This is a genomic window from Arthrobacter pityocampae, assembly GCF_002927275.1.
GTDB classification, from domain to species: Bacteria; Actinomycetota; Actinomycetes; order Actinomycetales; family Micrococcaceae; genus Arthrobacter_D; species Arthrobacter_D pityocampae.
The window spans coordinates 1-25,629 of sequence record NZ_PRKW01000006.1; the positions used below are offsets into that span (position 1 = coordinate 1).

18 protein-coding genes are annotated in these 25,629 nt (G+C 68.4%); 4 read left to right on the top strand and 14 right to left on the bottom strand.

The features are described from left to right. Window positions 1-344: 344 nt before the first annotated feature. From glgB to C4K88_RS14000, 3 genes are read right to left on the bottom strand one after another with little or no spacing between them, the layout of a single operon-like run. A complete protein-coding gene (gene glgB, locus C4K88_RS13990) occupies window positions 345-4,139 on the bottom strand; it encodes a 1,4-alpha-glucan branching protein GlgB (protein WP_104122266.1) in 3,795 nt (1,264 codons plus the stop codon). Beyond that, window positions 4,139-5,905, bottom strand: coding sequence for a maltose alpha-D-glucosyltransferase (gene treS / locus C4K88_RS13995; protein WP_104122267.1), 1,767 nt, complete (start codon window positions 5,903-5,905; stop codon window positions 4,139-4,141). Before treS ends, glgB begins: the two co-directional genes overlap by 1 nt. Next, entirely contained in the window at window positions 5,905-7,944 is a 2,040-nt protein-coding gene (locus tag C4K88_RS14000) for an alpha-1,4-glucan--maltose-1-phosphate maltosyltransferase (protein ID WP_104122268.1), read from the bottom strand. The genes treS and C4K88_RS14000 overlap by 1 nt, the downstream gene beginning before the upstream one ends. Window positions 7,945-8,078: 134 nt before the next feature. On the opposite strand from C4K88_RS14000, the gene glgP reads away from it, so the two are divergent. After that, window positions 8,079-10,691: an alpha-glucan family phosphorylase gene (gene glgP, locus C4K88_RS14005; protein ID WP_174705250.1), complete on the top strand. Its 2,613-nt coding sequence runs from the start codon at window positions 8,079-8,081 to the stop codon at window positions 10,689-10,691. A gap of 307 nt (window positions 10,692-10,998) precedes the next feature. Here glgP and glgX read toward each other — a convergent pair whose 3' ends face one another. From glgX to C4K88_RS14035, 6 genes are all read right to left on the bottom strand, one after another. Further along, window positions 10,999-13,101: a glycogen debranching protein GlgX gene (gene glgX, locus C4K88_RS14010; protein ID WP_104122270.1), complete on the bottom strand. Its 2,103-nt coding sequence runs from the start codon at window positions 13,099-13,101 to the stop codon at window positions 10,999-11,001. Between the two features lie 2 nt (window positions 13,102-13,103). Continuing rightward, complete coding sequence (rlmB, locus tag C4K88_RS14015) at window positions 13,104-14,087, bottom strand: 23S rRNA (guanosine(2251)-2'-O)-methyltransferase RlmB (RefSeq protein ID WP_104122271.1); 984 nt, start codon at window positions 14,085-14,087, stop codon at window positions 13,104-13,106. A gap of 179 nt (window positions 14,088-14,266) precedes the next feature. Beyond that, window positions 14,267-15,727 (bottom strand): cysteine--tRNA ligase, encoded by a 1,461-nt coding sequence (gene cysS / locus C4K88_RS14020; protein ID WP_104122272.1) that lies wholly within the window; start codon window positions 15,725-15,727, stop codon window positions 14,267-14,269. A 26-nt stretch (window positions 15,728-15,753) separates the two neighbouring features. After that, the gene (gene ispF, locus C4K88_RS14025) at window positions 15,754-16,287 is read right to left on the bottom strand and encodes a 2-C-methyl-D-erythritol 2,4-cyclodiphosphate synthase (protein WP_104122523.1); all 534 of its coding nucleotides are present in this window, start codon (window positions 16,285-16,287) and stop codon (window positions 15,754-15,756) included. Beyond that, complete coding sequence (gene ispD, locus C4K88_RS14030) at window positions 16,280-17,158, bottom strand: 2-C-methyl-D-erythritol 4-phosphate cytidylyltransferase (RefSeq protein WP_104122273.1); 879 nt, start codon at window positions 17,156-17,158, stop codon at window positions 16,280-16,282. Before ispD ends, ispF begins: the two co-directional genes overlap by 8 nt. A 71-nt stretch (window positions 17,159-17,229) precedes the next feature. After that, on the bottom strand, window positions 17,230-17,712 hold the full coding sequence (locus C4K88_RS14035; RefSeq protein WP_043443336.1) for a CarD family transcriptional regulator: 483 nt from the start codon (window positions 17,710-17,712) through the stop codon (window positions 17,230-17,232). A 257-nt stretch (window positions 17,713-17,969) separates the two neighbouring features. On the opposite strand from C4K88_RS14035, the gene C4K88_RS14040 reads away from it, so the two are divergent. Then, the gene (locus tag C4K88_RS14040; RefSeq protein WP_146065699.1) at window positions 17,970-18,503 is read left to right on the top strand and encodes a hypothetical protein; all 534 of its coding nucleotides are present in this window, start codon (window positions 17,970-17,972) and stop codon (window positions 18,501-18,503) included. A 146-nt stretch (window positions 18,504-18,649) separates the two neighbouring features. On the opposite strand, the gene C4K88_RS14045 is transcribed toward C4K88_RS14040, so the two are convergent. Then, entirely contained in the window at window positions 18,650-19,330 is a 681-nt protein-coding gene (locus tag C4K88_RS14045; protein ID WP_104122275.1) for a response regulator, read from the bottom strand. Next, entirely contained in the window at window positions 19,327-20,571 is a 1,245-nt protein-coding gene (locus C4K88_RS14050; protein ID WP_104122276.1) for a sensor histidine kinase, read from the bottom strand. Before C4K88_RS14050 ends, C4K88_RS14045 begins: the two co-directional genes overlap by 4 nt. A 171-nt stretch (window positions 20,572-20,742) precedes the next feature. Between C4K88_RS14050 and phoU the strand changes: the two genes are divergently transcribed. Then, on the top strand, window positions 20,743-21,402 hold the full coding sequence (gene phoU / locus C4K88_RS14055) for a phosphate signaling complex protein PhoU (RefSeq protein ID WP_104122277.1): 660 nt from the start codon (window positions 20,743-20,745) through the stop codon (window positions 21,400-21,402). Window positions 21,403-21,493: 91 nt separating this feature from the next. Here the strand turns inward: phoU and C4K88_RS14060 are convergent, their stop codons facing one another. Continuing rightward, a complete protein-coding gene (locus C4K88_RS14060; RefSeq protein ID WP_104122278.1) occupies window positions 21,494-22,240 on the bottom strand; it encodes a phosphoglyceromutase in 747 nt (248 codons plus the stop codon). Between the two features lie 674 nt (window positions 22,241-22,914). Between C4K88_RS14060 and C4K88_RS14065 the strand changes: the two genes are divergently transcribed. Further along, a complete protein-coding gene (locus C4K88_RS14065) occupies window positions 22,915-23,715 on the top strand; it encodes a class I SAM-dependent methyltransferase (protein ID WP_241521974.1) in 801 nt (266 codons plus the stop codon). Between the two features lie 6 nt (window positions 23,716-23,721). Here the strand turns inward: C4K88_RS14065 and C4K88_RS14070 are convergent, their stop codons facing one another. Together C4K88_RS14070 and C4K88_RS14075 are read right to left on the bottom strand one after the other, a co-directional pair. Continuing rightward, entirely contained in the window at window positions 23,722-24,051 is a 330-nt protein-coding gene (locus C4K88_RS14070) for a DUF2516 family protein (protein WP_104122280.1), read from the bottom strand. A 250-nt stretch (window positions 24,052-24,301) separates the two neighbouring features. Beyond that, complete coding sequence (locus C4K88_RS14075) at window positions 24,302-25,603, bottom strand: trans-sulfuration enzyme family protein (RefSeq protein ID WP_104122281.1); 1,302 nt, start codon at window positions 25,601-25,603, stop codon at window positions 24,302-24,304. Window positions 25,604-25,629: the final 26 nt, after the last annotated feature.

The window sequence follows — 25,629 nt, forward strand, 5'->3', positions numbered from 1 at the left end:
CAATTCAACCAATCAACAAACAATCGGTATCAACAAACTTGGCACACTATTGAGTTCTCAAACAACAGGAACAACCGGCACCACACACGACCAAACCGTCATGTCCTCGCTCCGGAGCAACTTTTCAAGCTTACCCGCACCCACCCCGTAACCGCAAATCCGCCGATCTCCGTCGCTTCGTTCTCCATTCCCGTCCGCGTGGACAGGAGGTGAATCCCGATGCTGTGGTGATCGGCCGACCAGATTACTTCGTCGGCGCGGATATAAACGATAGCACCGGCAGGCACCGGATGCAAAGCAGCGGCGGACCCCGGATCGGGGTCCGCCGCTGTGGGCGTCCAGCGTCAGGAGGTGGCGGGCTTCAGGTAGAGCACGCCCAGCGGCGGGACGCGGACGTCGCCGTAGGCGGGCTGGCCGTTGTGCGCCCCCTCGTGGGCAGTCACCGGTCCGGAGTTGCCGACACCCGATCCGCCGAACTCCTCGGCGTCGGTGTTGAGCACCTCGGTCCATTCCCCCGCCCAGGGCAGTCCCACACGGAACCCCTCGTGCGGGCCGCCGGCGAAGTTCGCGATGCAGACGAGGGGGTTGCCCTGGTGGTCCCAGCGGATGAAGGACAGCGTGTTGTGTTCGCCGTCGTTCTCGTCGATCCACTGGAAGCCGGCGGGCTCGTTGTCCCGTGCGTACAGCGCCGGGGTCTCCCGGTACACGGCGTTCAGCGACCGGACGAGTTCCTGGACCCCCTTGTGGGAGGGGGTGTCCGTGAGCCACCAGTCGAGGCTGTGCTGCTCGGCCCACTCGGCCTCCTGGGCGAACTCGGTTCCCATGAAGACCAGCTGCTTGCCCGGGTGCGCCCACTGGAACGCGAGATAGGCGCGGACGTTGGCAAGCTGCTGCCAGCGGTCCCCCGGCATCTTGCGGAGGAGGGAACCCTTGCCGTGTACGACCTCGTCGTGGCTGATGGGCAGCATGAAGTTCTCCGTGTACGCGTACACCATGGAGAACGTGGCCTTGCCGTGGTGGTACATCCGGTTGATCGGATCCTCGGCGATGTATTCGAGGGTGTCGTGCATCCAGCCCATGTTCCACTTGATGCCGAACCCCAGGCCTCCGGCACTGGTGGCCCTGGTGACGCCGTCGAACGCCGTCGACTCCTCGGCCACCATGACGATTCCCGGGGCCCTCTTGTAGGCGGTCGCGTTGACCTCCTGGAGGAAGGAGATGGCTTCGAGGTTCTCCTGGCCGCCGAACTTGTTCGGCCGCCACTGGCCCTCCTCGCGGGAGTAGTTCAGGTACAGCATCGACGCCACGGCATCGACCCGCAGACCGTCGATGTGGAACTCCTCGAGCCAGTACAGGGCGTTGGCCACGAGGAAGTTGCGGACCTCACGACGACCGAAGTCGAAGATGAGCGTGCCCCAGTCCCGGTGCTCACCGAGGAACGGGTCGCCGTGCTCGTAGAGGGTGCCGCCGTCGAAGTTGGCCAGCGCCCACTCGTCCTTGGGGAAGTGCGCGGGGACCCAGTCCATGATGACGCCGATGCCGGCCTGGTGGAGCCTGTCGATGAGGTACTTGAAGTCGTCGGGCGACCCGAAACGGGCCGTCGGCGCGAAGTAGGAGGTGACCTGGTAGCCCCACGACCCGCCGAAGGGGTGTTCGGCGACGGGCATGAGCTCCACGTGGGTGAAGCCCTGCCAGGAGACGTACTCCACGAGCTGCTCCGCCAGTTCCCGATAGCTCAGACCCTGGCGCCACGAACCCAGGTGCACTTCGTAGACGCTCATGGGCCCGTTGTGCGGATCGGTGGCGGCTCGTGCCTGCATCCACTCGTCGTCGCCGAAGACGTAGTTCGACTCGACGACCTTCGAACCCGTGAGCGGTGGGATCTCGGTGCCCCGCGCCATTGGGTCGGCCTTCTGGCGCCACTGCCCGTCGCTGCCCAGGATCTCGAACTTGTAGACGCTTCCGGCAGCGGCCCCGGGGATGAAGATCTCCCAGATGCCCGTACTGCCCAGCACGCGCATCGCGTTGACGCTGCCGTCCCAGCCGTTGAACTCGCCCATGACGCGGACCGCGCGGGCGTTCGGGGCCCAGACGGAGAAGGAGACGCCCTCGATGTCGCCGAGGACGGACGAGTACCGGCGGACGTGCGCGCCCAGCGCGGTCCACAGGGTCTCGTGCCGGCCCTCACCGAGGAGGTGCATGTCGATCTCGCCGAGGGTCGGCAGGAACCGGTAGGGGTCGTCGACCGTGATGGGGCCGCCGTCGTAGGTCACTTCGAGCCGGTAGTCGGGGACGTGCCCGGAGTTCTCGGCTGCCAGCGCGCCGACCCAGATGCCGTTGTGCTCGTGGGTCAGCTCCGTCCTGCCGCTTCCGGTGACGACGACGACCGAGCCGGCCAGGCGACGCAGCGTACGGATGGTGACGACGTCGTCGCTGTTCAGGTGGGCGCCCAGCACCGCATGGGGCTGGTGGTAGGAGCCCTCGGAGACCTGCTGCAGCACGGACTGCTCGACGGCGACGGGCGTGAGGTCGGCAGCGGAGACCGGGGCCTTCGCCGCCGGGGCCGCGTCCTTCGCCTTCTCGGCGATGTCCGCCGTCGCACTCTTCGCCTTGTCGGCCACGGTCTTCGCGGTCTCGGTGACTGCCTTTGCTGCCTTGCCCGCGAGGGTTTCCTTGCCGGCACCCTTGCGTGGGGCGGACTTCTTCGGAGGATTCATGTCAGCTGCTTTCGTGGCGTCCGCACCGGGGTGTGCACCCAGGGCGCGTCGGACATCCCGGACGGGCATCTCGACCCAGTCCGGTCTGTTGCGGATCTCGTAGACGACTTCGTACAGGGCCTTGTCGAGCCAGAGTGCGCGGAAGAGCGGGCCGTCGGTGTCGACGGGCGCACCGGCCTCCTCCGCATAGCCCGCGAGGAACGCCTCACGGGCAGCGATGGACCATTGCTCGGCCTCGACCGCCGCGGGCGAGCCGACGGGTGCTGCGCCTCGTGATGCCGCGGCGTACTCGAGCGAGCGGACCATGCCGACGACGTCGCGCAGCGGCACGTCGGGGACGCTCCGCTCGGCCGTGGGCCGAAGGGGCTCGCCCTCGAAGTCGATGACGAGCCAGGTGCCGTCCGGCGCCTGCAGGATCTGGCCGAGGTGCAGGTCGGCGTGGATCCGCTGCAGGGGCGGGATGTCCTCGAGCGTCTCCACGGCGCCGATGATGTGCTCGACCTCTGCGCCGAGCGGCCCGACGGCGTCGCCGGCTTCCTCCCAGGCCCACCGGATGCGCGCCGTGAGTGCTTCCCGGAAGTCCTTCTTCTCGGCCTCGGTCGCCTGACGGTGCCCGAAGGCGGTGTCGAGCTGCCGGTGGATCCTCGCGACGGCCTGCCCGAGTCCGCGCGCCTCCGCGGTGAAGTCGGTGGCGGTGGAGGCGGCGAGCGATGCTGTGCGCCAGGCGTCGGTGCTGCCCTCCACGAAGTCGCGCAGCACGCTGACGTGACCCGTGACGTGGTGGCCCGGTTCCGCCCCGGCGTGCTGCCAGGTGCCCGTCACCCAGCTGAAGGTGTCCGGCGTGTCGGTGGAGCCGCCCGCGGTGAGCTGGGCGCTGAGCTCCACGTCGGGGCTGTCCCCGGCCGCGAGCACCCGGAAGAACTTCACGATCATGGACCCGGGTCCGGAGCCGTAGATCACCGAGGTGTTCGACTGCTCGCCCTGCAGGACCTTCACGGGCTGGACGACGCCGGGCTCCTGGTGGGCCGGTGCCTTGATGGCGACGCCCGTCAGGCGACCGTCCGAGGCACTGCCCGCGCCGAGCATGAAATCGACCCAGAGGCGCACGAAAGCGGGGTCGTGCGTCGCGTCGTAGGCGTACCGCCGCCCGAGCGCGGGGTGGTCCACCTGACCGATCAGGCCGGACGCGGCGTCGTCGAGCGGTGCGCTGCGATAGCTGATCGGCACGCTGACGACGTCGGTGCGGCGTCCCGAATCGACCGCGAGGAAGTGCACCTCGAAGCTCGCTGCGCCCGTCGGGTCCTCGAGGACGGCGCCGCCGACGACCGTCAGGTCGACCGACTGCCCCCGTGCGGGGAACCATCGCTGGGTGGGAAGCCACGCCGTGAGGATCTCCGGGACGAACGGTGTGTGGACCGCCATTATCGGATCGCCTCCGGGATGGGGATGACCGGGATGGCCTGGGTGTGCGGGGAGGACGTGTTGGAGCTGGCCGAACGGACGCGGAGCCAGAAGAAGTCGTGGCTGCCGAGCGTCAGGGTGACCTCTCCGTCCTCGCCGAAGGCCGGGAAGATCGACCCGCCGAAGAGGTCCCGCAGGCCGCGGCCGGCGAACTCGGGCAGCCGCATCTTCGCTGCGACCGGGTGCTGCGAGAGGTTGAAGACGCACAGCACCGACTCCGCCTGCTCGCCCTCCGCATTGCCGTCGTTGATCTCGCGGAGGAAGGCGAGCACGTGCTCGGACTCGACGGCGACATGCCGGTAGGAGCCCAGACCGAAGGCGGGGTGGGTCTTGCGTACCGCGAGCATCTGGCGCACCCAGTGGAGCAGTGAGCTCGAACTGGCCATCTGGGCTTCCACGTTCACGTGGTTGTAGTGGTAGACGAGCGACTGGACGACCGGCAGGTACAGCTTGCCGGGGTCCACCGGGGAGAAGCCGGCGTTGCGGTCCGGGTTCCACTGCATCGGCGTACGTGACGCGTCGCGGTCCTCCAGCCAGATGTTGTCGCCCATGCCGATCTCGTCCCCGTAGTACAGGAACGGGCTACCGGGCAGGGACAGCAGGAGGGCGTGGATGAGCTCCACCTCGGCCCGTGAATTGTCCAGCAGCGGGGACAGCCGACGGCGGATACCGACGTTCGCCCGCATGCGGGGATCCGGCGCGTACCAACCGAGCATGGCTTCGCGTTCCTCGCTGGTGACCATCTCGAGCGTGAGTTCGTCGTGGTTGCGGAGGAAGGTGCCCCACTGCGCTCCGGCCGGGATGTCCGGCGTGTCCTTCATCGTCTCGATGATGGGCGCGGCCTTCTGGTCACGCAGCGCGTAGAAGAGCCGCGGCATGATCGGGAAGTGGAACGCCATGTGGCACTCCGGGCCCTCGGCGTCACCGAAGTACTCGACGACCTCGTCCGGCATCTGGTTCGCCTCAGCGATGATGACCCGGCCGGGGTAGGTCTCGTCGACCATGGCACGGAGTCGCTTCAGGAACTCGTGCGTCTTCGGCAGGTTCTCGCAGTTGGTGCCCTCCTCCTCGAACAGGTACGGGATGGCGTCAGCGCGGAATCCGTCGATGCCCTGGTCGAGCCAGAACTTCACGACGTCGAAGATGGCTTCCTGCACCTTGGGATTCTCGAAGTTGAGGTCCGGCTGGTGGCTGAAGAACCGGTGCCAGAAGAACTGCCGACGCACCGGGTCGAACGTCCAGTTGGACTCCTCGGTGTCGACGAAGATGATTCGTGCGTCCTCGTACTTCTCGTCGGTGTCGCTCCAGACGTAGAAGTCACCGTACGGCCCCTCGGGGTCGCGGCGCGATTCCTGGAACCAGTGGTGCTGGTCCGAGGTGTGGTTCACGGGCAGGTCGATGATGACCCGGACGCCGCGTGCATGCGCTTCCGCGACGAGGCGCTTGAAGTCGCTGAGGGAGCCGAATTCGTCGAGGACGTCGTAGTAGTCCGAGATGTCGTACCCGCCGTCGCGCAGCGGGGACTTGAAGAAGGGGGGCAGCCAAAGGCAGTCGACGCCGAGCCACTGGAGGTAGTCCAGTTTCTCGATCAGACCGGACAGGTCACCGGAGCCGTCCCCGTTCGCATCGGCGAAGCCGCGCACCAGAGCCTCGTAGAAGACCGCCTTGCGGTACCACAGGGGGTCGTGGGCCAGTCCAGGTGCATTGAGCTGGAAGGGGTTGGGCACTAGTGCTGCCTCCTGATTGAGAGAATGTGAGCCGGTTCCACATGGGCATCCAGCCGGACGTAGTTGTGTTCGCCCCAGGCGAAGGTCTGACCCGTGATGAGATCGTCCACGAGGAACGTCCCGGTCTCGTCGACGTCGGCTGCGTCGAGGCCCAATTTTGCCAGATCGAGCGACACCGTACTCTCGCGGGTGCTGTGCGGATCGACGTTGACGACGACGATGATCGTGTCCTTGCCCTCCGCCGTCTGCTTGTGCTTGACGAAGACCAGCGTGGCCGGGTCGGTGCTGCTGTGGATGGTGAGGTTCTCGAGGTCACCGAGCGCGGGGTGTGCGCGGCGGATGGCGTTGAGCCGGGTGATGAACGGGGCCAGTGACCGGCCCTCGGCCTCGGCTGCTGCGTAGTCCCGCGGACGGTACTGGAACTTCTCGTTGTCGATGTACTCCTCGGCGCCGGGCCGGGCCACGTGCTCGAAGAGCTCGTACCCGGAGTAGACACCCCACAGCGGGCTGGCCATGGAGGCGAGCACGGCGCGGATCTTGAAGGCGGCCGGGCCGCCGTACTGGAGGTACTCGGTCAGGATGTCCGGGGTGTTGACGAAGAAGTTGGGCCGGAAGTAGGCCGGGGAGACCTGGCTGATCTCCGTGAAGTACTCCTCGAGCTCCGTCTTCGTGTTGCGCCAGGTGAAGTAGGAGTAGGACTGCTGGAACCCGGCGCGGCCGAGGGCGTGCATCATGGGCGGGCGTGTGAAGGCCTCGGCCAGGAAGATGACATCGGGGTGCTTCTTGTTGACCTTCGCGATGAGCCACTCCCAGAACTGGACGGGCTTGGTGTGCGGGTTGTCCACCCGGAAGATCTTCACGCCGTGCTGGACCCACATGAGGACGATCCGCAGGATCTCCTTCGCCAGACCCTGGGGGTCGTTGTCGAAGTTGATCGGATAGATGTCCTGGTACTTCTTCGGAGGGTTCTCCGCGTAGGCGATGGTGCCGTCCACGCGGGTGGTGAACCACTCGGGGTGCGTCCGGACCCACGGGTGGTCCGGTGCTGCCTGCAGCGCGAGGTCGAGGGCCACCTCGAGCCCGAGCTCGCCGGCACGGGCGACGAAGGCGTCGAAGTCCTCGAAGGTGCCGAGATCGGGGTGGATGGCGTCGTGGCCGCCCTCCGCGGATCCGATGGCCCAGGGCGAGCCCGGATCGCCGGGGCCGGCGGTGAGGGTGTTGTTCGGACCCTTGCGGTGCGTGTGTCCGATCGGGTGGATCGGCGGCAGGTAGACGACGTCGAAGTTCATGGCGGCCACGGCGTCGAGTCGCTTGGCGGCGTCCCGGAACGTACCGGAGGTCCACTGCGCCGTCTCCGGGTCGTAGGTGGCGCCCTCGGAGCGCGGGAAGAACTCGTACCAGGCGGCGCGGCCTGCGAGTGCCCGCTCGACGTCGATCGGGTACGCACGGGACGCGGTGACCAGTGCGCGGATGGGCTGGCGGGCGACCGCCTCGTGGATCTGGGGGGTCAGGCCCGCGGCGAGACGCTCGTCGACGCTCAGGGAGGCATCGGCGAGGACCGCCGCAGTGCGGCGGAAGAGCGCCGCATCACGTGCGCTGCGCTCCCCTGCTGCACGGGTGAAGAGTGCTGCACCCTCCATCAGCATCAGCTCGACGTCGACGCCGGCTGCGATCTTGATGGTGGCGTCGTGCTCCCACGTCCCGAAGAGGTCGGACCAGCCCTCGATCGTGAAGGTGTGCAGGCCCTTCGCACGCGGGGTCAGGGTTCCGGCCCAGCGATCCAGCCCGGAGCCGACAGGCGTCATCCGGATGCGCTGCACCTCCTTGCCCCGGGGGTCGTACAGGACGGCCGAGACACCTAGCTGGTCGTGTCCTTCCCTGAAGACGGTGGCGCCTACGGCGATGTCCGAGCCTGGAAGTGCCTTGGCCGGGAAACGTCCGTCCTCGACAACGGGGCTGACCGCGGTGATGGGAATGCGGCCGAATCGCAGTCCTTCGGGATAAGGGGCATTTCGGTTCTGGTCCGTAGTGGTGGTCACCCGTATGACGTTAGCGAGTAATGGGCCGAATTGCTAAGGGGGCTTTGCGTAACATCCGCGTCGGTAACACACCGAGCAAGCGTTTACGGAACGCCTCTGCCATACCTCTCGGCGAGTGCGCTAGCGTAACCGGGGTGAAGGCAATCCGCAGATTTACCGTCCGAACCGTCCTCCCCGAGAAGATCGCCCCGCTCGGCAAACTCGCGGGCAACCTGCGCTGGTCGTGGCACCTGCCGACCTCGCGTTTGTTCGAGGAGATCGACCCCGCCGCCTGGGAGGAGAGCGGTCACGACCCGGTGTCCTTCCTCGGCTCCGTGACCCGCGAGAAGCTCGAGCAGCTCGCCGGTGACGAGGCGCTGGTGCAACGCATCCAGGAGGTCGGTGCCGACCTCGACGACTACCTGACGCAGCCGCGCTGGTACCAGGGGCTCGGTGACGACGCGCCCCGCAGCATCGCCTACTTCTCCCCCGAATACGGCATCGCCGCCGTCCTCCCCCAGTACTCCGGCGGCCTCGGCATCCTGGCCGGCGACCACCTGAAGTCCGCCTCGGACCTCGGCATCCCCCTGATCGGCGTCGGCCTGCTCTACCAGTCCGGCTACTTCAAGCAGTCCCTCTCGCGTGACGCCTGGCAGCAGGAGACCTACCCCGTCCTCGACCCGGACGGGCTGCCCCTGACCCTGCTCCGCGAGCAGGACGGCTCGGCGGCGAAGGTGGTGCTGCCGTTGCCCAACGGCCGCCACCTCTCCGCGCATATCTGGCGTGCCGACGTCGGGCGCGTCCCCCTGCTGCTCCTCGACTCCAACGTGCCCGGGAACGACGAGGCAGCACGCAACGTCACCGACCGTCTCTACGGCGGCGGCGGGGACCAGCGGCTGCAGCAGGAACTGCTCCTCGGCATGGGCGGCGTGAAGGCCCTGAGGATCTTCGAGCGACTCACCGGCACCCCGGCGCCCGAGGTGTTCCACACCAACGAGGGTCACGCGGGCTTCCTCGGCATCGAGCGCATCCGTGAGCTCATGGACCCGTCCAACGAATCCCCCATGACCTGGGAGGAGGCGCTCACGGCCGGCCGGGCCTCGACCGTCTTCACCACCCACACCCCCGTGCCGGCCGGTATCGACCGGTTCGACCGCGCGCAGATCGAGCACTTCTTCCACGCCGGCCTCGCGCCGGCCGTACCCACGGACCGCGTCCTGGCCCTCGGTGCGGAGAACTACGACGACGGCGACCGGTCGAAGTTCAACATGGCCGTCATGGGTCTCCGCCTCGCGCAGCGTGCCAATGGTGTGGCGAAGCTGCACGGCGAAGTGTCGCGCGGCATGTTCTCCGGGCTCTGGCCGGGATTCGACACCCAGGAGGTGCCCATCACCTCGGTCACCAACGGCGTGCACGTGCCCAGCTGGGTGGATCCCCAGATCGCGGACTTCGCCCGGACCAGCTTCGGTGCGGAGTCCGTCCTCGATCCGCAGTGGAGCAGGGTGTACGACGTGCCGGACACCGATGTCTGGGCACTGCGCCGCAACCTCCGCTCCAATCTCGTGGACGACGTGCGCCAGCGCCTGCGCTCCTCGTGGAAGAAGCGCGGCGCAGCCGACGCCGCCCTGAGCTGGACCGATTCCGTGCTGGACCCAGACATCCTCACGATCGGCTTCGCCCGCCGTGTGCCGACCTACAAGCGCCTCACGCTCATGCTGCGTGACCCGGCGCGCCTGAAGGCCCTGCTCCTGCACTCCGAGCATCCCATCCAGCTCGTCATCGCCGGGAAGTCGCACCCGGCGGACGAGCAGGGCAAGCGGATGATCCAGGACCTGGTCCGCTTCACCGACGACCCCGAGGTCCGCCATCGGATCGTCTTCCTGCCCAACTACGACATCGCGATGGCCCGCACCCTGTTCCCCGGCTGTGACGTCTGGCTGAACAACCCGCTCCGGCCGCTGGAAGCCTGTGGCACATCGGGCATGAAGGCGGCTATCAACGGTGGCCTCAACCTGTCCGTGCTGGACGGCTGGTGGGACGAGATGTACGACGGCGACAACGGCTGGGCCATCCCGACGGCCAACAACGGAGCGTCCGCCGACGAGCGCGACGACATCGAGGCCGACGCCCTGTACGACCTCCTGGAAACGCAGGTCGCTCCGCGCTTCTACTCGCAGGTCCCCGCCGAGGGAGCCGGGGCCGCAGGGCCGTCGGAGCCCTCACGCGACGGTGTGCCGCACCAGTGGATCGCGATGATCAAGCACACCATGGCGACGCTCGGCCCGGCGGTATCGGCCGAGCGCATGCTGCAGGACTACGTGGAGAAGCTGTACCGTCCGGCCTGGCGCGCCGGCAACGCCGCAGCAGCCGACAGCTACTCGCTCGCGAAGAGGACCGCCGCGTGGCGTTCCCGTGTGCAGGGCAACTGGCCTGCCGTCCAGGTGGAACACGTCGATTCCTCGGGCGTCACGGAGGACCCGCAGATCGGTGATTCGCTGACGGTCAACGCCTATGTGTCCCTCGGAGGGCTGGATCCCGAGGACGTCGCCGTCGAGGTGGCCTACGGCCGCGCCCTCGAGACCGACGAGCTGAGTGACGTGACGGTCCAGGACCTGGAGGTCGCCGAGAACCTCGGCAGTGGCCGCTACCTGTTCACCGGGGGCATCAGGATCGACCATTCCGGTTCCTTCGGTTACACGGTGCGCGTGCTGCCGAAGCACGCGACCCTCGCTACGAAGGCGGAACTGGGCCTCGTCGTCAACGCCTGACCGGCACCGCAGGAGCCCGGGACCTTGAGGTTCCGGGCTCCTGCTGTGCCCGGGTCCGGTCTGGCTGCGAGTGGCTCCGCCCGCCGTCGCTCCCGAGGTCAACCGCGCTGTGGGCCACTCCCCCGCCGTCGTTCCCGGCTTTCCGGGGGCGGACCGCGTGTCCCTCCACGAGACGCCGGCCGTCCCAGAGCCGGAGGAGGCCGGACGACGGACGGTCAGCACCCGCGGATGGCCGGACGACGGACGGTCAGCTACCGCGGTTGGCGGGCGCCGCGTCAGCAGCAGTACCTGTGAGCAGGTCCGGGTATCAGCAGCGGTAGATACGGACCGAGTCGGCGGCGACGGTGTCCGCCTCACCCGACCGCAGTCGTGCGCGGGCGGGTGCCGGTTCGCGTGACGCGGAGTCGAACACCGGCCGGAACGCGCGGGGCTGCTCCCGTTCGACGCCCTGCTGCTGCAGGATCCACGCCGAGGGCAGGTGGATGCGGGTCTCCTCGAGCGAACCGTTGATCACGACGAGCCCGTTGACCGTCCCCCCGGCCGATCCGAGGATCAACTGCACGGTCCGGGTCCGGGGGTCCTCCCACTCCTGTGCGGTCATCGGCAGCCCGGCGGCGTTGAACCACAGCAGGGTCGACTGGTCGCCGCGGGACGGGAAGGACGGCGGCTGCTCGGCCAGGAAGGCCCGCCGGATGGCGAGCAGGGTGCGGGTCGATCCGAGCAGGCGCCGGGACGCGGCGTCGTCGGGCCAGTGCACCCAGGCGAGTTCGTTGTCCTGGCAGTAGGCGTTGTTGTTCCCGGCCTGGGTGCGTCCGAACTCGTCGCCGGCCGTGATCATCGGGACGCCCAGCGAGATGAGCAGCGAGGCCATGATGTTGCGGGCGGTCCGTTCGCGGGCCGCGAGGATCCCCTCGTCCTCCGTGGGACCCTCGGCACCATGGTTGTAGCTGCGGTTGTCGTTGTGACCGTCTCGGTTGCCCTCGCCGTTGGCCTCGTTGTGTTTGCGCTCGTACGCCGTCAGGTCGGCGAGCGTGAAGCCGTCGTGGGCGGTGACGAGGTTGACGGAGGCCAGGGCGCTGCGGCCCGAGTGCGCGAAGGTGTTCGCCGAGCCGGCGAGGCAGCCCGCGAGCCGGGCGGGTGAGGACCCGGTGCCGCCCTGGGTCAGGGAGGCGATGTCGCGGAGCCAGAAGTCGCGGACCGTGTCGCGGAAGCCGTCGTTCCAGTCGGCCCAGCCCACGGGGAACCGCCCGGTCTGCCATCCGTCCGGGCCGATGTCCCATGGTTCGGTGATGAGCTTCGTGCCGCGGAGCGCCTTGGAGGCGCCGGCTGCGACCAGGAAGGGGTGCCTCGGGGTGAAGGTGTTGCGCTCGTCGCGGGACAGCGTGACGGCGAGGTCGAACCGGAAGCCGTCGACCTGGCACTCCTCCACCCAGTAACGCAGCGACTCCAGTGCGAACTCGACCACCCGGGGCTGGGAGAAGTCCAGGCTGTTGCCGCAGCCGGTCGTGTCCACGTAGTGCCCCGTGTGGTCGTGCCGGTAGTAGTCGAGGTCGCCCAGTCCACGCCAGCAGAGGGCCGGCCGGTGCTGCTCACCCTCGGCCGTGTGGTTGTACACGACGTCGAGGATCACCTCGAGTCCGGCCTCGTGGAGTGCGCGGACCATGCCCTTGAACTCGTCGAGCACGGCGGCGGGGCCGGCGGCCCGTGCGGCCGCCGTCGCGTAGTCGGTGTGGGCCGAGAAGAACCCGAGGGTGTTGTACCCCCAGTAGTTGCCGAGACCGAGCGGCTCGAGGTGCGGTTCGTCGAGGTGGAAGTGGATGGGCAGGAGCTCGACGGCGGTCACCCCGAGGTCGCGCAGGTAATCGAGCATGACGGGGTGTCCCAACCCGGCATACGTGCCCTGCAGCTCCGTCGGGATGTCCGGATGGAGCTTCGTGAGTCCCTTGACGTGGGCCTCGTAGATGACGGTGTCCCGCCACGGGGTGTGCGGCCGCTCGCTCGTCCCCCAGTCGAAGGCGTGCTCGAGGAACACGGAGTAGTAGGAGCGTGACGTCGGTTCGTCGGCCCCGGGCGGTGTGTCGACGACCTCGATCGCGCGGGAGTAGGGGTCGAGGAGCAGCTGCGCCTCGCCGACCGTGCCGGGCAGCTCCGTGCCGGTGGGCCAGAAGGCGTACAGGGAGCCCGGGGACACCGGACCGACGACGCCGTGGTGCACGCCGCCGTCGAGCCCCACCAGCGTCTCCGACGTCCAGGTGCCGTCCGGGCGGCGCCAGTGCACGTCGATGGAGGGGATGGCAGGCGCCCAGACCGCGGCGTTGGCATGCGCGTCCCGCCCCCACGCTCCGGTGATGCCGTGGAGTCCGAGCGGGAACTCACGCGATGGGCGGGGCGACGGGGCGGGGTTCAGCATGGTCAGGCGGAACGCTGGCGGGAGACTTCGTACAGCGTGATCCCCACGGCCATCGAGGCGTTGAGCGACTCCATGGCGGACTCGATGGGGATGGACACGATCTGGTCGCAGTTCTCACGCACCAAGCGGGACAGGCCCTTGCCCTCCGAGCCGACGACGATGCAGATGGGGTCGCGGCCGAGGGACAGCTCCGGGAGGGAGACGTCGCCGTCGCCGTCGAGCCCGAGGACGAAGATGCCCTTGGCCTTGAGGGACTTCAGCGCGGAGTTGAGGTTGCCGACACGGGCGACCGGGACGCGCACGGCGGCACCGGCGCTGGTCTTCCAGGCCGACGCCGTCACGCCGACGGCGCGCCGCTCGGGGACGATCACGCCGTGGCTGCTGAAGGCCGACGCCGACCGGATGATGGCGCCGAGGTTGCGGGGATCGGTGATGCCGTCCAGGGCGACGAAGAGCGGGGCGTTGCCGATGTGCCCGCGCCGGTAACGTTCGATGGTCTCGTCGACGAGGTCGAGCGCGTCCGCGTACTCGTACGGCGGGATCTGCAGCATGAGTCCCTGGTGCACTGCGCCGTCGGTCATGCGGTCCAGTTCGGGCTTGCCCGTCTCCATGACGGGGATGCCGCGTTCGGCTGCCATCTTCAGCGACTCGCGGACGCGGTCGTCCATCTCGATGCGGATGGCGACGTGCAGCGCCTTCGCCGGGATGCCGGCACGGAGGGCCTCGACCACCGAGTTGCGGCCGGTCACGACCTCCTCGGCCGCCTTGCCCTTCGTGCGTCCCGTGCCGGCACTCTTGCCGCCGGCCCGCTTCGCCGCCGAGCGCTCGGCCAGCTCCTTGTTCTTGTACGACTTGTGGTAGGGGCGGTCCTCCGCCTTGGGGGTGGGGCCCTTGCCCTCGAGCGACTTGCGTCCGTGGCCGCCGGTGCCGATGGTGGGGCCCTTTTTCGTTTTGCGAACCGCGCCTGGACGTCCGTGACTGGCCATGGAAGAACACCTTTATATAGAAGAAGAATCGACCCCAGTTTACGCGGAGCGCGTCGGCTCCCTCAGCACGCATTCTCCCGGCTGCGTCCGGACCTCTGCCGAGGGCGTGCTGCGGGCGCCTTCCGGCGTTGTCCGGACCTTGATTCGCGGACGCCCCGCGCCGTCGGCCGGAGCCCTGGTCAGCCCTCCGAGAGCGACCAGGTGGCGCCGTCGGGGGTGTCCTCCAGCATGATTCCGGCAGCTGCCAGCGCATCCCGGATGGCGTCCGCCCTGGCCCAGTCCCGTGCTGTGCGGGCGGCACTGCGTTCAGCGATGCGATCGCCGACGAGGGCGTCGAGGGCAGCGGCTGCGGCGGTGTCCCCGACCATGGCGGAGGCTCCGGCGTCGTCGAGCCCGAGGACACCGGTCATGGCGACGACGGCGGCGAGATCGGCGCGCACGGCGTCGTCGTCGCCCCCGGCGAGGCGGGTGTTGCCGGAGCGCACCGTGGTGTGGAGGACCGCGAGGGCCTGGGGCACATTGAGGTCGTCGTCCATCGCGTCCACGAAGGCCGCGGGGAGATCCGCCGACGAGAGTGCTCCACGGTCGGGCGCACCGACGCGGGCGGACGCCTTCGCGATGAAGCCGTCGATGCGCGCCACGGCGGCGGCCGCCTCCTGCAACGAGGTCTCGCGGTAGTCGAGCACCGAGCGGTAGTGCGCCTGGCCGAGGTAGTAGCGCACCACGCGGGGGCCGGCGTCGTCGATCATCTCCTGCGGGCTCACGGTGTTGCCGATGGACTTCGACATCTTCTCGCCACCGTAGGTGACCATCCCGTTGTGCATCCAGAAGCGGGCGAACGCGTGACCGGCGGCCTGGGACTGCGCCATCTCGTTCTCGTGGTGGGGGAAACGCAGGTCCAGTCCGCCGCCGTGGATGTCGAATTCCGTTCCGAGGTACCGGGTCACCATGCTGGAGCATTCGAGGTGCCAGCCGGGGCGGCCCGCACCCCAGGGGCTCGGCCAGGACGCCGTCGGCGGGTCGGTCTCCTTGGACCCCTTCCAGAGGGCGAAGTCCCGCGGATCCTTCTTGCCCCGCGGGTCGGCGTCGGCGGCGGCCTGCATATCGTCGATGTCCTGCCGCGTCAGACTGCCGTAGGCGGGCCAGGAACGGACGTCGAAGTAGACGTCGCCGGAGCCGTCCGGTGCCGGGTAGGCGTGACCGCGGTCGATGAGGAGCTGGATGAGGGCGTGCATCTCCGGGATGTGCCCGGTGGCGCGTGGCTCGTAGGTGGGGGGCCGGACACCGAGCGCCGCGTAGGCCCGCTGGAACTCCTGCTCGAAGCGGAAGGCCAGGGCCCACCACTGCTCCTCCGGCTTCAGGGAGGGGTCCTCGTCGGTGGCTCCCGGGCGGAAGGAGTCCTGGGACCGGGCGAGGATCTTGTCGTCGATGTCGGTGACGTTCCGGACGACGGTGACGCGCAGGCCGCGTGCCTCGAGCCAGCGGGTGAGCTGGTCGAAGGCGATGGCGGACCGGACGTGGCCGACATGGGGCATGCCCTGCACGGTGGCGCCGCAATAGTAGAGACTCGCCCTGCCCGGTTCGAGAGGTTCGAAGGGGCGCACTTCGGCACGGGCGGTGTCATAGAATCGCAGGCTCACCGGTCCAGATTACCCGGCGGCGGGTGTCAGCCCTGCGAAGCAGGGGGCGTCGTCCGCGGAGCAGACCGGACGACGACGGCGGTGGCGATGGCTGCGACGCCCTCCCCCCGGCCGGTGAGGCCGAGCCCGTCCGTGGTGGTGGCGGAGATGCTCACTGGGGCCTGTGCGGCGTCGGACAGCACGGCCTCCGCCTCGGCCCGGCGTGGTCCGAACTTCGGGCGGTTGCCGATGAGCTGGACGGCGATGTTGCCGACGTCGAATCCTGCGTCCCGTACGATCCGTGCGGCGGCCGACAGGAGGGTGTGACCCGAAGCCCCGGCGTACTCGGGGCGGTCCGTGCCGAAGTGCGTCCCGAGATCGCCCACACCGGCCGCGGAGAACAGGGCGTCGGCTGCTGCGTGGGCCACCACGTCGCCGTCGGAGTGTCCCGACAGTCCGCGCTCCCCCTCCCACAGCAGGCCGGCGAGCCAGAGCGGGGTGGCGTCAGCCTGGCCGTCGGCAGCGTACGCGTGGACGTCGACGCCGATCCCGGTGCGGGGAAGGTGGAGGTGCTCACTCAGGTACACGGCTGCTCCTGCTGGTGGTCGGGATGGTGGCCGGGTCCGGCTCCTGGTCGGGGTCCCGATCCGGCTCCTGGCCAGGATCCTGGTCGCCCGGGCTCGCGATGCTGCCCGCGGACTCCTGCGCGAGGACCGCTTCGGCGATGACGAGGTCGAGCGGCGTCGTGACCTTGAAGGCCAGGGGGTCCCCCTCGACGACGTGGACCGCGTGCCCCAGTGCCTCCATGAGCATGGCGTCGTCCGTGATGCCGGGGTGGGCTGCGGCGTCACCGGCATGCGCTGCACGCAGGGCGACGGCGTCGAAGCCCTGGGGGGTCTGGACGGCCCGTAGGGCGGCGCGATCCGGGGTCGCCGTGACGAGGTCGCCGTCGACGACCTTGACCGTGTCCACCACCGGCAGGACGGGGACGACTGCCGGCGCGCCGTCGGCGACGGCGCTCGCGACCCGCCGGAAGACGGCAGGGGGCGTGAGGGCCCTCGCCGCGTCGTGGACCAGCACGATGCCGATCGTCGGCGGCAGGGCGTCGATCCCGGCACGCACCGACGCTGTCCGGGTGGAACCTCCCGTGATGGACGAGATACGGACCGGGGTGCGCGTCCCTGCGGTATCGTGCGTGCGGCCGGCGTACCGGGTGGCCGCCTCCGCGACGACGGCGGCCAGGACGTCGTCGTCCTCCGGGAGCACCGCGACGACGGCGGTGGCGACGTCCGACCGGAGCACGGCGTCGACGGCGTGGTCAAGGAGGGGGCGTCCGCCGCAGAGGACACGGGCCTTCGGGATGCCGTGGCCGAGGCGTTGGCCGGAGCCTGCCGCGACGATGACGACGCCGACCTCGACCGGGGTGGGGTACTGCGGATTTCTCGCGGACACTCCGTCACCCTATGACAGCGCAACGAAAAAGAGGGACCCGGGGGGTCCCTCTTTCGTGGTCGTTCCGCTCCCTAGGAGGCGAGAACCTCGTCGAGAACGCTTGCCGCCTTCTCTTCGTCGGTCTTCTCCGCCAGTGCGAGTTCGGAGATGAGAATCTGCCGCGCCTTGGCGAGCATCCTCTTCTCCCCTGCCGACAGGCCGCGGTCGTGGTCGCGGCGCCAGAGGTCGCGTACTACCTCGGCAACCTTGATGACATCGCCGGAGGCGAGCTTCTCGAGGTTCGCCTTATAGCGGCGTGACCAGTTGGTCGGCTCTTCCGTGAACTCGGCCCGCAGGACGTCGAACACATGTTCGAGGCCCTCCTTGCCCACGACGTCGCGGACCCCGACGAGGTCCACGTTCTCCGCCGGTACTTCTATCGTCAGATCACCCTGGGCTACCTTGAGCTTGAGGTACATCTTCTCTTCGCCCTTGACCACGCGCATCTTGATCTCTTCGATCTTCGCTGCGCCGTGGTGAGGGTAGACAACTGTTTCGCCGACCTCAAAAACCATGTGGACTTTCCCCTTTCCCGGGAATCAGTTTATCACGGCAACGACACGCCGACGGGCGTGTTTTCGCAGGTCAGGGGCGGGAATCAAGCGAAAGTAGCTATCATTCGCCTCTTGACGGACCGGGCCTGAGGTGCTTCGGGCTCGGATGGGCGATCGAAACCGAGACCACGATCGGGCGGCGTTGCCGATAGTCTGTCCTGTAGGTCCGCTCCGGATTCCGTCCCTGTCCCACCTGTTCAACCCCAGGAGTTTGTGCTGTGAATTTTGCACCGAAGAACCGAGTGCGGCAGTCCGTTGCTGCCGGCGCCGTGCTGGTGATGCTGGGCGTCTCCGGCTGCAGCTTCACCTCGGAGCAGTCGACGACGACGGAGTACGCCCCCTCGGACGGCATCGTGAAGGACCTCGGGCCGGTATTGCTGCGGAACGTCCTGATCGTGGGCAACCAGGGCGAGAGCGAAGGCCGCCTCGTGGGCACCGTGTTCAACACGACCGACCAGCCCGTGGACCTGTCCATTCGGGCGGGTGGGGCTGAAACGATCATCACCGTCGAGGGCGACGGCGAGTTCAGGTTCGAGGAGGAGGCCGGGGACGACACCACCGTCGGGGGACTGATGACGACCCCTCCCGGTTCGCTGGTCGACGTCGACTTCGGGGTCGACGGCGAGGATGCGACCTTCGAGGTGCCGGTGCTGGACGGAACACTCGAGGAGTACCGGGAATTCGTGCCCGGCGGTTTCACGCCGCGGCCGGTCGAACCCGAGGTGAACGAAGAAGCGGCCGAGGGCGAGTAGCTCTCAGCACCCACACTGCCCGCACCCGATCGATCGGGTGCGGGCAGTGTCGTGTCGGCAGGTCCCCGTCGGCCGGCGTCACGGTTCCGGGAGCTACCCACGGTCTCAGAGGCGGGGCACGGACCGCCCGGCTCGGGACCTGCTGCTCAGGGTTCGAACTTGTAGCCGAGACCCCGCACGGTAATGAGGTAGCGGGGATTCGAGGGGTCGGGTTCCACCTTGCCGCGCAGTCGCTTCACATGGACGTCCAACGTCTTGGTGTCCCCCACGTAGTCGGAGCCCCAGACCCGATCGATCAGTTGTCCGCGGGTCAGGACCCGGCCCGAATTACGGAGCAGCATCTCGAGCAGCTCGAATTCCTTCAACGGGAGGGCCACCTGGTTGCCGTCGACACTCACGACATGGCGTTCGATGTCCATGCGGACCGGTCCGGCCTGGACGGTGTTCGAGATGAGTTCCTCGGGTTCGGCCTGGCGCCGTAGCACCGCGCGGACCCGAGCCACGAGCTCGCGGGATGAATAGGGCTTGGTCACGTAGTCGTCGGCCCCGAGCTCCAGTCCCACCACCTTGTCGATCTCGGCGTCCTTCGCGGTCAGCATGATGACCGGGACGCTGGAGCGCTGGCGGAGCTGCCGGCAGACCTCGGTACCGGGTAGCCCCGGCAGCTGGAGGTCGAGGAGGACCAGATCGGCTCCCGAGCGGTCGAACTCGGTGATGGCATCGAGGCCGTTGTCGACCACGGACACCTCGTACCCTTCCTTGCCGAGGAGGTAGGACAGCGGGTCGCTGAACGACTCCTCGTCCTCGACGATCAGAATGCGGCTCAAGCCTTGACTCCCTGCTCGTGGGCAGCGCTGCTGCCCTTTCTTCCTGGTTTACGCTCGGCGGACGGTGCGGTGCCGTCGCCCGAGGCGGAACTGTTCGCTGCGGCGTCGTCGTCCACTGCCACTTCCATCTCCGGCAACCGGACGGTGAATGTGCTGCCCTGTCCGGGCTGCGACCAAACGGTGACTTCGCCGCCGTGGTTGGACACCACGTGCTTGACGATGCTCAGGCCGAGGCCGGTGCCGCCGGTCTGGCGGGATCGGGCGGCGTCGATGCGGTAGAAGCGCTCGAAGATGCGTTCCTGTTCCTCGGGGGTGATGCCCACACCCTGGTCAGTGACCGACACCTGGACGAGGCCGTCGCGGGACCGGAGACCGACACCCACCCGCGTGCCCTCGGGCGAATAGCGGATGGCGTTGTCGATGAGGTTCCGGAACGCGGTCATGAGCAGGTCCCGGTCGCCGTGCACCGGCACGGAGACCGATCCACCGACGACGATGTCGATCTGCTTGCTCTCGGCCGGAAGCTTGTTGCGGTCCACGGCTTCGGCAACGACGGAGTTGATGTCCACCGGCTTGCCGCGGCGGACGACGTCGGCCCCCTGGAGGCGGGAGAGCTCGATGATGTCCTGCACGAGTGCGGACAGCCGGCCGGATTCCTTGTGCATGCGCTGGGCGAAGCGACGGACGGCCACTTCGTCCTCGGCGGCATCGTCGATGGCCTCGGCGAGCAGGGAGATCGCGCCGACGGGCGTCTTCAGCTCGTGGGACACGTTCGCGACGAAGTCGTTGCGGATCTCCTCGGTACGGGTGATCTCGGTGCGGTCGTCGGCGAGGATCAGGATGTACTCGGCGCCGAGGGCTGCGACGCGGACCTGGACCACGATCGTCCCCTGGCCGAGCGGGCCTCGAGCGAGTTCGAGCTGCTGCTGCTCGATCACGCCGTCGCGCCGGACGCGAGCGGTGAGGTCCAGGAGCTCGGAGTGGACCACCGTGTGGCCGCGGACGAGGCCGAAGGCGTAGGCAGCAGGGCTGGCCCGCACGACCCCGTCGATCGCATCCACGATCACGTAGGCCCTGCCGATGATGGAGAGGACCTCGGCGGCGCCGTCGGGCAGGGAAGGCTCGTCCTCGTAGAGGAGCCGGAGCCGTTGTACCTCGCTTGCACGGAACGCCGCCATGCCGGTCACGCCGAGGGCCAGGCCGACCAGCCCGGCCACGAGCGTCAGGAGAAGGGGGTCCACGGACCAAGCTTATGCTCTGGCATTTCGCCTCCCACCCCATCCGGTGGCATTAGGCAGGGGGTTCAACTAACGTTCACACAAAGCGGAGAAACAGTTCACCGCTGGCTGGAATGCTCGTCGGCAGAACTGTGGGAACGGTTCGCTTCGACATTTCCAGGGAAGGACGCCCACGTGCGTAAGGTTTTTCAGGCCGAGCTTCACCAGATCGGCGAGGAGCTCATCGAGATCTCCCAGCTGGTGACGGAGGCCATTCAGAAGGCCAACAGTGCCTTCCAGGGCGCCGACACCGAGCTCGCGCAGGAGGTGATCGCCGCCGATGCGCGTATCGACTTCCTGCAGAACTCCCTCGACGAGCGGGCCATCGACATCCTCGCCCTCCAGGGTCCGGTGGCGTCCGATCTCCGGATGATCGTAGGAGCGCTGCGCATGAGCGCGTCGCTCGAGCGCATGGGTGACCTCGCACGTCATGTGGCCCAGCTCGCGCGTCTGCGGTTCCCCGCGAATGTGATCCCCGAGGGTATCCGTGCGACGTTCGACGAACTCGCCGAACTCGACGTGCAGATCGCGATGAAGGTCAAGGAACTCCTCGAGACGCGCAAGCTCGAGCTGATCAACGAGATCGGGGCCGCCAACGCGCGTGTCAACGAGCTCCACGCCAGTGTCTTCAAGGCTGTCGCAGCCGACGACTGGACCGAGAGTGCGCCGACGACGGTGGATGTCACTCTTGCCAGCCGCTATTACGAGCGTTTCGCGGATCACGGAGTCTCGGTGGCCCGGAAGGTCGCCTACCTCGTCACGGGGGAATGGCAGCCCGTCGCACCACTGAACTGACTCGTCCGCGGAGCACTTCTCCGCACTATCGACAGAACGACGGCGGTCCCTGCGGGGGCCGCCGTCGTTCTGTTGGTGCGGGTGCCTGGTGTCAGTGCTTGCCCTGGTTCGCGACGGCTTCGATCGCGGCGGCTGCGGCGTCGGCGTCGAGGTAGGTGCCGCCCGCCTTGACGGGCTTGAGGTTCTCGTCCAGCTCGTACACGAGGGGGATGCCCGTGGGGATGTTCAGCGAAGCGATGTCCTTGTCGCTGATGCCGTCGAGGTGCTTGACGAGGGCCCGGAGCGAATTGCCGTGGGCGGCGATGAGCACGGTCTTGCCCGCCTTGATGTCCACCGTGATGTCCGATTCCCAGTACGGCAGGAAGCGCTCGAGGACGTCCTTCAGGCACTCGGTGCGGGGTACGGCGTCGCCGAGATCGGCGTAGCGGGGATCGGCGACCTGCGAGTACTCGCTGGAGTCGTCGAGAGGGGGCGGCGGGGTGTCGTAGGACCTGCGCCATTCCATGAACTGCTCCTCGCCGTACTCCGCGAGGGTCTGGGCCTTGTCCTTGCCCTGCAGCGCTCCGTAGTGGCGTTCGTTGAGGCGCCAGTTCCGCTTGACGTCGATCCAGCTGCGGTCGGCCGCTTCGAGGGCTAGGTTGGCGGTGATGATGGCACGCTTCTGCCGGGACGTGTACACGATGTCGGGAAGGATGCCGGCCTCGGTCAGGAGGTGTCCACCGCGGGTTGCTTCCTCGCGTCCCTTCTCCGTGAGGGCGACGTCCACCCAGCCGGTGAAGAGGTTCTTCTCGTTCCATTCGCTTTGGCCATGGCGCAGCAAAATCAGTGTGTAGGTCATGAGTCCTAGTCTGCCGCATCGTGTTGCGGCGGTCATGCTGCTTCGTCATGTCACGGCGGCAGGAGCGGGGCACGCGGGTGCGGGGCACGCGGGTGCGGCGCACCTGCCGGGCGTCGGCGTGCCGAGGTAGGCCGCAGCGGTGTCGGCATCGGCGGCCGGGCGCCGTCATGCCGGCGTAAGCGGCGGCGTGCCGGGCGTCGTCGTGCCGGGCACGCGGATGCGGCGCAGAGCCGGGCACGCGGGTGCGGCGCAGAGCCGGGCACGCGGGTGCGGCGCAGAGCCGGGCACGCGGGTGCGGCGCAGAGCCGGACACGCGGTCACGGCGGCAGGTGCGGGGCACGCGGGTACGGCGCAGAGCCGGGCGCCGTCATGCCGGCTTAAGCGGCGGCGTGCCGGGCCTCGTCATGCCGGCGTAAACGGCGGCGTACCGGGGTAGACGTGCCGGGCGTCGTCGTGCCGGCGTAAACGGCGGCATGCCGAGGTAGGCCGCGTCGGCGTCGGCGTCAGCGGCCGGGGCAGGCGGCGGCCAGCCGGCGTAAAGCAGGCGGCGTGCTGCTGGGGTGAGCAGCTGGTGTCGGCGTAATGCCGGGGCATCAGTGCAGACCCGGTGGAACGCACCCCCGGGTCTGGTCACCCGGCGCGGCGGCCCGTCCGGAGTGCCCTAGTGTTGACTGGTGCCTTCGCGTCTCCGTCCCCCCAAGCCTTTGGGGACCATCACCCGTGGCACCACCAACCCCAACCGCCTCCGCCGCGTCGATCGGTGGCTTGCAGGCTCCCATGGCGTCCGCCTGCGCCGGGCTGCCGATCCGCTCGTGGTCGACCTCGGCTACGGCGCCGCCCCCGTGACTGCCGTCGAACTGTTCACCCGCCTGCGGTCGGTGCGCGACGACGTCGAGGTGGTCGGTATAGAGATCGACCCTGCTCGTGTTGCGGGTGCCGAACCCCTGGCCCGCCCTGGCCTCAGTTTTCGTCAGGGCGGGTTCGAGTTGCCGCTTGCCGGCCGACGGCCCGTCGTCGTCCGAGCGTTCAATGTGCTGCGGCAGTACGGCGAGGACGAGTACGAAGCCCACTGGGACGAGGTCCGCGGACGCTTGGCACCCGAAGGCCTGCTCATCGACGGGACCTGCGACGAGATCGGGCGTCGCTCGACCTGGGCGGCCATCGGACCGGGGGGACCGGAGTCCTTGAGCATCTCGCTGCGTTTCGGCGCATTCACGCTACCGTCCGACGTCGCGGAGAGGCTGCCGAAAGCGCTGATCCACCGGAACGTCGAGGGCGAGCGGGTGCACACCTACCTGAAAGCGCTGGACCGGGCGTGGCTCGACGCCGCGTCCCTCGCGTCCTTCGGGAATCAGCAGCGGTGGGTGGCGATGTGCACAGCGATGCGGGCTGCAGGCTGGCCGCTACGGGACGGGCCAGCACGCTGGCGTCTCGGTGAGGTCACCGTGGCCTGGAGTGCGGTCGCTCCAGGCTGAGCGTTCCTACCAGGGACCGTACGGACCCTGATTGCCACCGCGACCCGACGTCTGGCTGACGGCCGGTTTGACGTCGGCGAGATAGACACACGCTGCGATGATGGCAACCAGCTGGAAGAGGTTGAAGCCGCCCCTGCCTCCGAGCACGGACAACAGACCGACGACGACGGCACCACCCGTGAGCGCAAGCCAGAACCCCTTGGTCCTCTTGAAGGCGGCTTCGAAGGCCGAGCCGGGCCGCCGTATGCAGTCCGAGAAAGCCCATACCTCGATACCGAGGGCCACGATGCCGAGGGCGAGGTACAGGTAGGCCTGAATGGCAAGTACAAGAGTCACAGAATCAGCTTAGCTCGCTTGCCTCGGACGAGGTGCTGATGACGGCGCAATCAGGGCTGCCGACTCGCGGGTCGCCTTTACGGAAGCCAGCGTCATGCCAGCTGACGCCTCGGCCGTTGATCCCGTCCTCGCGCCCTGCTGACGAGTTCACCAGCACGGTCGTCGCCTTCACCACGGGTCAGCCCGTCGTCGCACCCGCAGTTCCGTCCGTCGATGCATCCGCTGACTCCCTCCTCGTCCTGACCGCGGGTCAGTCCATCGTCGCGTCCGTCTTCGCATCCGCCGGTGCATCCACCATGAGGCTCGCCGTCGCACCCGCTGGGGTGTCCGTGATCCCAACCGGCGGCGTTCCCGCCCGGTCAGCACGATGCCGATCGGAGGCCTGCTGGAGGGCCCGGTCGAGGTCCGTCCACAGGTCGTCAGGGTTCTCGATACCTACGGACAGGCGGACGAGCGCTTCGGGGACGGTCTTCGGCTCGGCGGGCTGGCGCCGACGTCGTTCGATGAGCGACTCGACACCGCCCAGCGAGGTTGCCGGAAGCCAGAGACGTACGGCTGCGACGAGGGCATCCGCCGTCACGACGTCGTCGAGCTCGATACTGACGATCCCTCCGAAGCCGTCGAATTGGCCGGCCGCACGTCCATGACCCGGATCGGAGGGAAGGCCGGGATACCGCACGTGCCGGACGACGGGATGGTCGACGAGGCGGTGTGCGAGGACGGCCGCCGTGGCCTGGCTCCGCTCCATGCGGAGGGCGAGCGTACGCAGTCCGCGCAGCGCGAGCCAGACCTCGAAGGGTCCCGCGATGGCGCCGTGCAGGGTGCGGTGAGCCAGCAGCCGCTCACGGAGCACCGGATCGGACGTGACCAGCGCACCGAGGACGACATCGGAGTGCCCGGCCAGCCACTTCGTGACCGAGTGCAGCACGACGTCGACACCGGACTCGAGGGGTCGGTGCACGATGGGCGTGTTGAAGGTGTTGTCGGCGACGACGACCGCGCCGGCGGCGTGGGCGGCGTCGGTCAGGACGGCGAGTTCGGCCACCTCGAGCATCGGGTTGGTGGGACTCTCCAGCCACAGCATCACCTGACCGGCATCGAACCGTACGGCGAGCGCGTCAAGCTCAGTGAGGACACTCGCGGTGTCCGCGATGTCGACGGTACGCAGTTCGAACCGGCCCTGCGCTGCGAGATCGGTTGCGAGACTGATCGACCCGGCATAGGCGTGCCGGGGCATCACCACCGCTCCCCCGGTCGGGACGAGGGACAGTGCGGCCGCGGCCGCACCGAGGCCGGACCCGAAGACGAGGGCAGGGAGATCCGCGGCCTCGAGTGCGCCGAGCGCCTCCTCGAACGGATCCCAGGTCGGATTGGAGCCACGGGCGTAGATGCGGTCACCCTGTTCGGGGGCGCGTGTCTCGTGGTAGGTCGTCGAGAGCACGATCGGCGCATTGACCGGGGCGTCATGCTCACGGGGAGGTCGGCCTGCCGCGACGGTCAGGGTGTCCCGGGCGAGCCCGGCGTGCAGCAGATCCTCGCGAGATGTCGTCATGGGGTCAGCGTAAGTCGGAACGGCGT